The following is a 427-nucleotide window of genomic DNA, read 5'->3' on the forward strand; positions in this document are numbered from 1 at the left end:
GTTACCAAGACCCTAACAGTCAGCGAGGGCGGCGAGGGAGTCATCACGCTCCACTTCAAGAACCCGAGCTCCAGCGTGCAGTACTACACCATCAAAGTGAGCGGCGGCTTCCTGCCGAGCGAGATAAACCAGAGCATCAGCGTTGCTCCATTGACTGAAAAGGATGTTTCAATAGCCTTCGCCGTGCCGGAAGACCTCACCTACGACGCCTACGAGCTGAACGTTGCCGTCATGCAGGGCAACGCTACCGTATTCTCCGACAAGGTTGCAGTGAGCATCTCTGAGGGTTCAGGATTCACGCTCTTCGGCGGCGGAAGCAACAGCGGAAAGACGATACTCTACGTCCTCGCGGGCCTCCTCGTCCTTGGAGGAGTGGTTTGGGCGCTGAGGAGGAGGTGAGCATATGAATATCAACCTCCCGATTTCT

The 427-nt window shown here is 56.4% G+C and carries 1 pseudogene; it reads left to right on the top strand.

Features of this window, described 5'->3' with window-relative positions:
- Window positions 1-399 (top strand): annotated as a pseudogene (locus E3E29_RS11425) (hypothetical protein); the annotation flags it as partial.
- Between the last annotated feature and the right edge of the window lie 28 nt (window positions 400-427).

The organism is Thermococcus sp. Bubb.Bath, from assembly GCF_012027595.1.
Taxonomy (GTDB): domain Archaea; phylum Methanobacteriota_B; class Thermococci; order Thermococcales; family Thermococcaceae; genus Thermococcus.